General features: G+C 40.5%; 8 protein-coding genes. 6 read left to right on the forward strand and 2 right to left on the reverse strand.

Annotated features, from left to right (window positions below):
• From BCG07_RS13700 to BCG07_RS13715, 4 genes are all read left to right on the forward strand, one after another.
• A partial coding sequence (locus tag BCG07_RS13700; protein WP_286890567.1) for an AraC family transcriptional regulator occupies positions 1 to 810 on the forward strand: 810 nt, incomplete at its 5' end.
• Positions 811 to 812: 2 nt separating this feature from the next.
• Positions 813 to 1,808, forward strand: a complete 996-nt coding sequence (locus BCG07_RS13705) for a Gfo/Idh/MocA family protein (protein WP_286890568.1) — start codon at positions 813 to 815, stop codon at positions 1,806 to 1,808.
• A gap of 471 nt (positions 1,809 to 2,279) precedes the next feature.
• Positions 2,280 to 3,023 (forward strand): FadR/GntR family transcriptional regulator, encoded by a 744-nt coding sequence (locus BCG07_RS13710; protein ID WP_286890570.1) that lies wholly within the window; start codon positions 2,280 to 2,282, stop codon positions 3,021 to 3,023.
• Positions 3,024 to 3,229: 206 nt separating this feature from the next.
• Entirely contained in the window at positions 3,230 to 4,087 is an 858-nt protein-coding gene (locus tag BCG07_RS13715; protein WP_006791607.1) for an EamA family transporter, read from the forward strand.
• 37 nt (positions 4,088 to 4,124) lie between these two features.
• Here the strand turns inward: BCG07_RS13715 and BCG07_RS13720 are convergent, their stop codons facing one another.
• A complete protein-coding gene (locus tag BCG07_RS13720) occupies positions 4,125 to 5,327 on the reverse strand; it encodes an MFS transporter (RefSeq protein WP_277054711.1) in 1,203 nt (400 codons plus the stop codon).
• A gap of 56 nt (positions 5,328 to 5,383) precedes the next feature.
• Positions 5,384 to 6,478 (reverse strand): NADH:flavin oxidoreductase/NADH oxidase, encoded by a 1,095-nt coding sequence (locus tag BCG07_RS13725; RefSeq protein ID WP_286890573.1) that lies wholly within the window; start codon positions 6,476 to 6,478, stop codon positions 5,384 to 5,386.
• Positions 6,479 to 6,944: 466 nt separating this feature from the next.
• Between BCG07_RS13725 and BCG07_RS13730 the strand changes: the two genes are divergently transcribed.
• Both BCG07_RS13730 and BCG07_RS13735 read left to right on the forward strand, forming a co-directional pair.
• Entirely contained in the window at positions 6,945 to 9,359 is a 2,415-nt protein-coding gene (locus BCG07_RS13730; protein ID WP_286890574.1) for a TonB-dependent receptor, read from the forward strand.
• 91 nt (positions 9,360 to 9,450) lie between these two features.
• Positions 9,451 to 11,034 carry a tetratricopeptide repeat-containing sulfotransferase family protein gene (locus BCG07_RS13735; RefSeq protein WP_286890576.1) on the forward strand — a complete coding sequence of 528 codons (1,584 nt, stop codon included), beginning with the start codon at positions 9,451 to 9,453 and terminating at the stop codon, positions 11,032 to 11,034.
• Positions 11,035 to 11,255 lie beyond the last annotated feature (221 nt).

The following is an 11,255-nucleotide window of genomic DNA, read 5'->3' on the forward strand; positions in this document are numbered from 1 at the left end:
AGCTTTGATATACTTGGCCCTATTGCTATAGCAGCAAAAAGTAGCACTAATTTAGGTGACGCCCTCAACTGGGTTATTAAATATTTGCACCTACACACTCCCGCTTTAAGTTTAACTATTCATCCGTTAGAGGCTGATAAAACGCTCTTTTTATCATTTCAAATAAACTTAAACCCATTACCTAAAACAACCCAGGTTTTAGAACTAACTATCGGCCTCGCCATGGGAGTAATAAAAAAAATAAGTAATAACACCTGTAAACCACAAGCGGTATTTTTACCTCAAAAGCAACTTACTAATACCCGCGCATACAACACTTACTTTGGCTGCAAAGTCACGCACAATAGAAATAGTGCCGGTATTGTTATTTTAAAAACAGATTTAGCATTATCAATTGCACAACCCCAGTACGATAAAGTACCTGCCGCGCTGCAGTTTTTAGCTCAAAGCGAACAGCAAAATCAATCCCTGCCAACTCAAGTAAGCGCGTTAATTAGGCCCATGTTGCCAATATATCAATGCACAAACGAAACCATAGCAGCAGCGCTGGGTATGCACCCAAGAACATTGCACAGAGAGTTAAATAAACACAACACAAGCTTTGTAAAACTAAAAGACTCAACCCGGCGCTCATTAGCTGCGCACTATTTGGCGCAAAACCATTACAGTATTTCAACCATCTCAGAGCTATTAGGTTATCAAGAACAAGCAACTCTTAGCGCCAGTGTAAAACGTTGGTTTGGTTATTCTCCGCGAGCATACAGAGCTAAAAAAATGATAAACTTAAATAAACATAATTCTAAGGAATGAGTATGAACTTTGTAATTGTAGGTACTAATTTTATCAGCGACACATTACTTGACGCTGCTAATACCCTCGCTGATTTTAATTTATATGGGGTTTGCTCTCGCGCGCTTTCAAGCGGCGAAGCATTTTTAGCAAAGCACCCGCAAAATACACATGCAAAAACGTTTACCAGTATTGAACAAGTTTGCCAAGACGAATGCGTTGACGCAGTTTATATAGCCGCGCCCAACAGCTTGCACAAACAGTATGCGGTTAGGTGTTTAAACGCAGGTAAACATGTACTCGGTGAAAAGCCGTCTGCAGCCAATAGCCAAGAACTAAAAGAAATCATAGCCACCGCTAAGCAAAACCAGTGCTTATACATGGAAGCAATGATGACCACCCATTTACCTAACTTCACATTGTTAAAGCAAGCACTTAGCAGAATAGGCACTCCTCGAAAGTACATAGGTCAATACAGTCAATATTCATCTCGTTACGATAAGTACAAAAATGGGGAGCGCCCTAACACCTTTTTACCTGAATTTGCCAACGGTGCTTTGGTCGATTTAGGTATATACCCTCTTTACTTGTTAATTGCACTTTGGGGCGCGCCGCAAAGTGTAAATGCAAGTGGCGTAATACTAGATACCGGTGTTGATGGCGCAGGCGATGTACTGCTTAATTACTCAAATAAGCAAGCTGTAATTAGCTACTCAAAAATATCGCAAGGCGACAACATAACAGAAATACAAGGTGAACTTGGCAGAATGCGTATTGAAGCCGTATCGCAACTCAAAAAAGTAGAGTTTATTGCTAACAATGGCGAATCAGAAATTATATCTGAACAATTTGATAAGCATTTTATGAAGTTTGAAGTTGCTCACTTTATGCAACTCATAGAAAAAAAACAGTGGGAATCTGATGTAAACACCTTCGCGTTGTCATTAGATGTTATGAATGTACTTGACGAAGCTCGTAAACAATTAGGTGTGATTTATCCAAACGATAAAACACATTAATTTAGCCCTTGACTGGGGTAAGTTGTATATGGGCGTTAACCAACGACAGTTAACGCCCATGGGGAAATGCAAATCACTATACTAACTACACACTTTTACTTACGCACATTACAACAACGATCCCCATCCGTGGGCAATCAATTTGATATAATGACCTAAAGTATTTACCAATTACTGACTGACAATAGAGCTATTAATCAATCTTCATCAGAAAACAGCCATTACTTATTTTAACGGCGTAAATCAAAACTAACACACAAAAACATAACCAATCAAGCTGGCCAATTTTTTTAATTTTAAACTAAATTGGTATTACACGAATTAAACCAACAAACAATATTGTTTTATAACCAAATCATAGCGCTAGAATTTTGACATATTAGTGAGGTTTGGGGTAACCTTGTCGGTTAATAAATGATATAAATTTTTAGACCTAAATGGTCAATATTCCTTAGGGTATGAAGGTACAATATGGGTAATCGTCGCTTATTTTGGCGCATTGTTGATAAAATAGAGTCTTTAATAAATCAAGGTGAGTTTACTGCTGGGAGTCGTTTACCTCCTGAGCGTGAACTTGCAGAAATGTTTGACGTAAGTCGCCCAACAATTCGAGAAGCAATTATTGCATTAGAAGTACGTGGACGGGTTGAAGTTAAAACCGGTTCGGGTGTTTATGTTGTTGAACAAAAAAATGCCTCTATAAAATCAAAAGAGATCAGCGCATTTGAATTAACTCAGGCCCGCGCACTCATCGAAGGCGAAATTGCAGCACTTGCCGCTCAAAGTATTACAGAAGAAGAACTTGAGCAGCTAAATCAAACGCTAATAGTAATGGAAAAAGGGCTTTATGTAGAGCAAGCAGACCGAGAATTCCATGAAATAATTGCCAGAGCAACACGCAATAAAGCGCTTGAATTTGCTGTTTCTAACTTGTGGGATTTACGATTAAAAAACCCACAAATTGTTGCCGATTACAGTAGTGTTTGTACTAATAACAACGAATGTGTGATGGATGAGCACACCGCCATTTACACGGCACTAAGAGCACATGACGCTAGTGCAGCCCGTGCGGCCATGCATAAACACTTCAACCGATTAATTAATGCATTGTTTGACGCTGTAGAAGCGCGTGCTCTTGAAGAAATAAAACGTAAAAATGACGAAAAACGCGGTCTTTACTCTTTGGACGGTCTCGTTAATAAAAGCGCTCACTAAGTTTAAACATACTAGCAAACACCTGTTTGCTAGTATGTTGCCCTTCATTAGATCTTACTCTAAACAGCCACACCTATTTTTTAATCGCAAACACTTACCAATCGTACTAAAAGCAGATATTATCCCGCCACAAAATATAGCCATTGCATCTTAAATAGTGGAAATTTATTAACCCCTATTAACAGTGCTTTAAATTAGGGACAACAATGCAATCAAGTACCAAAGATTTCATATTAGCAACTGTTTGCTTATTAATTGCCATGATGACCATTCAATCGGGTGCGTCGTTTGCAAAGCAACTATTCCCCATTGTTGGCCCTGAAGGGACGACCGCGCTTAGGCTTGGTTTTTCTGCGCTTTTGTTATGTTTAGTATTTAAACCATGGAAACATATACCTGCCAGAGGAAACCGCTTAGCTATTGTGGTTTATGGTTTAAGCTTAGGTGGAATGAACATTCTGTTTTACTACGCTATTGAGCGCATACCCTTGGGTATTGGTGTGGCACTGGAGTTTACTGGTCCCCTTGCCGTTGCTTTATTTAGCTCTCGCCGTAAACGCGATTTATTTTGGGTTGCCTGCGCCATTGCCGGTATATTACTTTTATTGCCCGATATGAGCGGTGAAGAGAGCTTAGATCCTGTTGGTGTTATTTTAGCTTTAGCAGCAGGTGCATGTTGGGCTGGCTATATATTGTTTGGTAAAAAAACCGGAATGCAAAGCTCAGGTGGTGCAACGGTTGCCCTAGGTATGACCGTTGCGGCCATTGTGCTTGTGCCCTACGGAGGCATTATGCAAGCGAGCGCATTCACATGGGAAGTTATTCCTCTGGGCATTGGTATTGCAGTTTTATCAAGTGCGTTACCTTATACGCTTGAAATGGTGGCACTGCGTAATATGCCTTCTCAAGGCTTTAGCATAATGATGAGCCTTGAACCTGCCATTGCATCACTTGCTGCCTTTGTTATTTTAGGCGAGCTACTCACACTCTGGCAGTGGTTAGCCATTTTATTAGTAATTATAGCCTCGGCAGGAAGCTCCTTCTCTGGCGAGTCAAAAAAGTAGCCTAAACCAAAAGCCATCAACCACGATGGCTTTTTTGTTAAGCTGTATGTGCTTTTTGTTTTTCTTTTTTAGCAGAATAAACAAAACCTATTAACGCAATAAGCGGCATTGCAGCCGCAACTAAAGCTATACTTTCCCACCCCCCAAACTCATATAATGAGCTAGCAATTAATGACCCAACAGCACCGCCCAAAAATATACTGGTCATGTAAATGGCGTTAAGCCGAGCACGACTTTGTGGCTCTAGCGAATAAATTACCCGTTGGCCAAGTACCATATTGGCTTGCACTGCAAAATCAATTAAAACACCGGTTAGCGCCAATATGATAATGCCATTTGGTAAATCAAATAAGCTGGGTAAAAAACACAATAATGCAATCACTTTGGCTAATAACGACATTTCGTAGGTATAGCCTTTGTCAGCTAAACGCCCAACAATAGGCGCTGCAACAGCACCGGCTGCGCCTACTAAAGCAAACAATGCTATTTGAGTTTGCGAAAAACCATATTCTCTGGCAAGCACAACAGGCACTGTCGTCCAAAACAAGCTAAATGACGCAAACATTAGCCCTTGATAAAAAGCACGTTGACGAAGCACAGGTTGACTTATTACCAGCGATTTTAACGATCGTAATAAAGCAAAGTAACGTGTTTTATGCGTTGGCAACCTTGTGGGTATAGCAAAGTAAATAACTAAAGCAATAAATACCATGCATCCCGCGGCAAAAAAGAATACGGCACGCCAGCCAAAATGATCAGCAATTATGCTGGCTACAGGTCTTGCTAGCAAAATACCCAACAACAGCCCCGCCATAATATTACCTAAAACTTGCCCCCGCTTTTCGTCTGACGATAAATGCGCCGCCAACGGAATAAGTACCTGCACCGATACCGAGCTTGCCCCCACTAGCAAACACAAAAACAGCATTGTATTTGGAGTTTGAACAACCCCTAGCCCAATTAGGCTAAAAAATGTAATACACAGAGTAATTAACATTAACCGTTTATTTTCAACTAAGTCGGCTAACGGCACTAAAAAAAATAACCCAATGGCATAGCCAATTTGAGTTAAAGACACAATAAAGCTGGCACTGTGTGCACTTAAACCCACATCTGGGGCTAACAATTCTATAATAGGTTGTGCATAGTAAATGTTGGCAACAATTAAGCCGCAACATAGTGCAATAACGCTTACAAGAGTACGGCTGATCTGCACAGGGTCTGCGCTTAAATTAGACATGGCATTCTCAAAATTAATTAAATAAAACCTCAAAAAAATGAGTTTTTTTTATTAGGTCACTTTATGGGCGAAGGCTTTCCGTGCGGGCCTGAACGTAAATATTGCTTAGGTGCGTTAACTGTTGCACCCAATTCAGCAGCTGCATGCCATGGCCAATGTGGGTTATATAAAATACCTCTAGCTAAAGCCACTGCATCCGCTTTGTGCTCGCTTAAAATATTTTCTGCTTGTTGCGCTTCGGTAATTAAACCCACCGCAATAACCGGCATATTAACGGCCTGTTTTATTGCAGTAGCAAAAGGCACCTGAAAGCAAGGCTCAACAGGTATTTGCTGTAAAGGGCTTAAACCCGCAGTACTTACATGAATAAAATCACAGCCAAGCTCATCAAGTGCTTTAGCAAGCACTATTGATTGCTCTAAATCCCAACCACGTTCAACCCAGTCAGTCGCTGAGATTCGAATACCCACGGGTTTGTTACTGTTAAACTCTGCGCGAACAGCTTTAAATACCTCCATTACAATGCGCATACGGTTTTGTAAACTGCCTCCATATTCATCGTCACGCTTATTACTCAAAGGTGATAAAAACTGATGCAACAAATACCCATGAGCGCCATGTAATTCGATCAGATCAAGGCCTAGCTCGTCGGCGCGTTTAGCAGCGCTTGCAAAGTCCGCAATTAATTGGCCAATATCTGCTTTACTCATTTCAACAGGTTCAAACGAGTGCTCATCGTAAGCCTGTGCCGATGGCGCAATAGTTTGCCAACCATTTTTATCGCTAGGTGAAATAGCACCTACGTCGTCCCACGGTTTACCGGTTGACGCTTTACGCCCTGCATGCGCTAGCTGAATACCTATAGGCATGTCACTATATTGCCTAACCGCGTTTAAAGTTTTACCTAATGCTTGTTGGGTTTCATTATTCCACAGACCTAAATCACCATAGCTTATTCGCCCCTCAGGGCTTACCGCCGTCGCTTCCATAATAAGTAAACCGGCTCCACTTAAACTCAGTTGACCTAAATGAATGGTATGCCAATCAGTTGCCTCACCATTAATAGCTGAATATTGGCACATAGGTGCAATAATAATGCGGTTAGGTAAACTGAGCTTACCCAAAGATAACGGCGAAAAAAGCTGGCTCATAACAGATCCTTGATGCATACGAATTAAAAATTAAATTGAATGTACGAACTAATAAACACATTCGCCCATTTAGTCATATAAAAACCTTTATTTAAAAGTAGGTTATGGGGAGATAAAACTTTTTTTAAACCGCTACAACTTATTAAAAAATAAATGGCTCCCTGCCCAGCCAAATAAACTTACAAAAAATTAACACCACCAAAATCCAAGCATGCAAAAAATCATGAATAGTCATTCAAATGTTCACAAATATTAAAACCGTACACAAATTGTACCTTCCACGGGTAAAGCTAATAATAAATGGGTGATAAATTTAACAAACCCAACAAACCACACCTAACCAATCCTTTTTTATTCTAAAAAAGTGAATTTTAATTCAATTTACACATTCCCTGATTCGATTGTGACTGATATCATATTCACTGTACTTTACTTATGTTAAATCTTTGAACTAGGGATCATTTTTATGTTTAAACCAAGCTTGTTAACCTTGGCTATGTCGGGCGCCCTATCTAGCGCTTTTTTACTTCCAAATACTGCGTTTGCCCAAGAGCAAGAAGCCGCAAAAGACAAATCACTTGAAGTTATTGAAGTAACAGCAACACGACGTAGCGGCTCAGTGCAAAACGCACCGCTTAACATTACAGCGCTTGATGCCGACATAATGAAAGACCAAAACATCAGCGAGCTCGCCGATGTAGCACGTTGGGTACCTGGTTTAACAATTACCGATCAAGGTGGTCGTTCTGGTTCACCTATTATTGTACGTGGTTTAAACACAAACTCTTCAGGTCCATCATCAGACGGTGGCACCGTTGCAACTTACATTAACGAGATCCCAGTCGCCATTGATATGCGCCTAGTCGACGTAGAGCGCGTAGAGGTTCTTATTGGGCCACAAGGTACGCTGTACGGTGCAGGTACATTAGGTGGTGCTATTCGCTACATGCTTAAAGAGCCTGAGCTTGATTTCACATCACTTGAAGTATTCGGCAATGTATCGCAAACACAAGAAAGCGACTCTATTGGCGGTGAAGGTGGATTCATATTTAACTTACCATTAATTGAAGACACACTTGCCGTTCGTGCTAGCTTGAACATTTACGAAGACCCAGGTTTTATTGACTATGGTTACGTAGTGCGTGAGCCGGGCGTATCGTTACCTGACCCAGATTGGACCGACAGCGCAGCAGTTAACAACAACCTTAAAAATGTAGAAGACGCCAACGGTGAATCAACCACTACAGGGCGTATTTCTGTTCGCTTTAAACCAAGCGAAACATTTGAAGGTACACTTAACTACTTTTACCAAAACCAAGACAGCGAAGGTCGTTCAATTGTTCATTACAATACATTAAGCGCCGATAACGGTCTTAGCGATTTAATTGGTGAATACGAGTCAGGTTATCGCTACGAAGAACCGCGTGAAAAAGAAAACCAACTACTAAGCTTAGAGTTAAAAGCAGACCTAGGTTTTGCTGAATTAGTATCGGCAACAGGTATTTCAAATTTTGATGCAGACGGCCAACGTGACCAAACCGATTTACTTATTCGCCTTGATTACGGCTACGAAGAATTTCCTGCGTTTTCATCGTTCACACGTGAAATTGAAGAGCAAGACACGTTCACACAAGAAATTCGTTTAGTATCACAAAACGACAGTGACATTAACTGGATTGTAGGTGGCTTTTACAACAAAATTGAAAGCGATGCGTCTAGCCAAGAATACACGCCAGGCTTTGGCGACTTTGCAGTAGAAAATTTTGGCGCAGATCAATCTCGTCCAGACCAACTTGAATACTACTCAGTTGATCGCGTTGAAATAACAGAGTCAGCTTTATTTGGTGAAATTGGTTACCAAGTTACCGAGAAACTCGATATTACTGTAGGCGCTCGTTTTTACAAGTACGATGTTGAGTCTGAGTCAGCGGTCGATTTTCCATTATTTAATACCTTATTCGGCGGCGCAGGCCCAGACGACGTAACACTTAACTTTGAACAAAATGAAGCAAGCGACAACGGCAGCCTATTTAAATTTAACGCCAAGTATCAATTTACTAATTCAGTAATGGGTTACGCAACAATAAGTGAAGGCTTCAGAATTGGTGGTTCAAATGGTTTAGCACCTTGTCCTGATCCATTACCAGCTAACCAAGCGGGTTGTGGTAACCCAAGTGAAATGCTTTACGATGCAGATACAACAACTAACTACGAGCTTGGTTTTAAAAGCACATGGTTAAGAAGCCGTTTACACTTTAACGCCGCATTATTTAATATAGATTGGGACGACGCACAAGTTGCCGGTGCAACCGAGGTAGGCCAACTACCGTACTTGTCTAATGCGGGTTCAGCCAATGCGAAAGGTATTGAAATATCGTCGCGTGCAATTTTATCTGACTCATTCTCTGTGTATTCTACATATGCATACACAAAAGCAGAGTTAACATCAGACGCACCATTCTTATTTAATTCAGACGGAACAGATGGTGCAGAAGATGGCGACCGTTTACCAGGCTCGTCTGAGCACCAGTTTTCAATGGGTGTAAACTATCAAACCGATGTGTTTAACGACAAAACGCTTGATATTAACTACGGTATTACCGCACAAAGCGATGTAATTTCTCGTGTTGGTTTACGCGATAACGGTGAAACATTACCAGGTTATAGCTTAAGCAATATTTCAGCTAAACTAACCGCCGATGAGTGGTCAGCGACCGTTTACGTAGACAACGTATTTAATAAATACGCCGTTACGTCTGTTCGCCGTTCAGATGCCGATATTACCTCAGCAAATAGAACTGATATACAACGTAACTATGGTTACTTTATCAACCGTCCATTAACGGTAGGCATTAAATTTAATTATAAGTTTGAAATATAATTAACCGTTAAGTTTAAGTACAATCAAAAGGCTCAAATTTATTTGGGCCTTTTTTCTTTATTAACGCGTAACTAAACAATACAAATAAAAAATGCAGCCAAATTTAAAACAACTCCATCAAAGCGCTATTAAATATTTAAACGAAGGCAAAGTACAACTTGCCCACAAAAGCTTAGTTGAACTGGTTTCGCATAAACCTGACTTTGCCGACGGCTATTTTTTACTGGCAATGGTTAACTTGCAAGTAGGGCAAATTTATAAAGCCATCAAGCTAATCGAAAAAGCCTTAACACTTGGCTCTAGCATTGAATATACTGCTCAACTGGCAAAATGTTATGCGCTTACCGGTGACTTAAAAAAAGCAAAAAATGTAGCGCTGTCGGTGCCTATTACACAAATAAAAAAAGCACTCGACGCCGATACTCTAGGCGTTGCACTTACGCAAGCAGGCCTACACGAACACGCTTTACATTATTTTGAATGTGCACTCACATTAGCCAATGCCAAACAACAACCTCACCCCCAGTTTTATTACAACTTTGCAGTAAGCGCCAAGTTTTTGGGCCTATTTGACAAAGCACACACCGCGTTTGAACATGCCATTGCACTTAACCCGCTTCATCATCAAAGCCACTTTGCACTCAGTGATTTAACTAAAGTAACAAAGCAAAAAAATAATATTACACGGTTAAAGCAAGTGTTTGAGCAGGTTTCACACCCTGATGCTAAATTACACATAGGCCATGCACTGGCAAAAGAATACCAAGATATTGGCGCATTTTCTGACGCCTTTACCGCGTTACAACAAGGTAAAGCAGCAAAGCATGCACTTACCCCGTTTGATAACGCATCGTCAAATGCGTTGTTTGAACATATAAAACAACTCAGTGCTAAACACAAAAACCAACAAGTAAACGGCAATCCCACCGCTGAGCCTATTTTTGTATTAGGTATGCCCCGCTCTGGTACCACATTAGTTGAGAGAATATTATCGAGCCACAGTGACGTGCAGTCAGCCGGTGAATTACAAGACTTCGGCCTAAGCGTAAAAAGATTAAGCAACACACCCACACCAAACGTGCTCGACATACAAACACTCACTAAAGCGTATGAACTTGATTTTAATCAGCTTGGCTCAACATATTTAAACGCCACCCGCGTTACTACCGGTAGCCATAAACATTTTATAGATAAACTCCCGTTTAACTTTTTTTATATCGACTTAATCACTAAAGCACTGCCAAACGCTAAAATTATTTGCATGCTGCGCGACCCAATGGACACCTGTATTGGTAACTACCGCCAACTATTTACTATTAACAACCCTTACTACGCGTATTCGCTAGACCTACTCGACACTGCTAAATTTTATAGCCGTTTTTATAAACTCATACAGCACTTCAGCACCGTGCACAGCAATATAAAAATTGTGAAATACGAAGAATTAGTCGCACAGCCCGAGCAGCAAATAAAAGAGTTAGTCAGCTTTTGTGATTTAGAGTGGCAAGAACAGTGTATAGACTTTCACTTAAACACCGCACCGGTATCTACTGCCAGTAAAGTGCAAGTACGCCAACCGCTAAACAACAAAGCCATTGGGCGTTGGAAGGCATTTAAACCCCATACTGACGAGGCTCAAAATTACCTGTTAGAGCAAGGAATTACGTTGCAATAGCCATTAATTATGCATTGCTTTAGTAAAAGTGAATTTATAAGCCAAAGTTAAAGCTTAGGTTTATAAATTCATAACACAATAAACTTCCCAGCTTTAACTAGAGAGTTTTTATATATTGCAATAGAGAGCATTTAACTTGGCTTTTTAGATTGAACTTTTCTTATTTGAGAAATAGCTTCCATTAAAAAAGCCGTATTAAGCCCTACAATTATTAACCCATT

Origin of the sequence: Pseudoalteromonas sp. ESRF-bin5 (genome assembly GCF_002632075.1) — a bacterium.
GTDB classification, from domain to species: Bacteria; Pseudomonadota; Gammaproteobacteria; order Enterobacterales; family Alteromonadaceae; genus Pseudoalteromonas; species Pseudoalteromonas marina.

Bases quoted from the DNA above. Each gene is read 5' to 3' on its own strand.
- BCG07_RS13715 (WP_006791607.1), top strand. From the start codon at position 3,230: ATGCAATCAAGTACCAAAGATTTCATATTAGCAACTGTTTGCTTATTA.
- BCG07_RS13725 (WP_286890573.1), bottom strand. From the start codon at position 6,478: ATGAGCCAGCTTTTTTCGCCGTTATCTTTGGGTAAGCTCAGTTTACCT.
- BCG07_RS13735 (WP_286890576.1), top strand. From the start codon at position 9,451: ATGCAGCCAAATTTAAAACAACTCCATCAAAGCGCTATTAAATATTTA.
- BCG07_RS13705 (WP_286890568.1), top strand. From the start codon at position 813: ATGAACTTTGTAATTGTAGGTACTAATTTTATCAGCGACACATTACTT.
- BCG07_RS13720 (WP_277054711.1), bottom strand. From the start codon at position 5,327: ATGTCTAATTTAAGCGCAGACCCTGTGCAGATCAGCCGTACTCTTGTA.
- BCG07_RS13730 (WP_286890574.1), top strand. From the start codon at position 6,945: ATGTTTAAACCAAGCTTGTTAACCTTGGCTATGTCGGGCGCCCTATCT.
- BCG07_RS13710 (WP_286890570.1), top strand. From the start codon at position 2,280: ATGGGTAATCGTCGCTTATTTTGGCGCATTGTTGATAAAATAGAGTCT.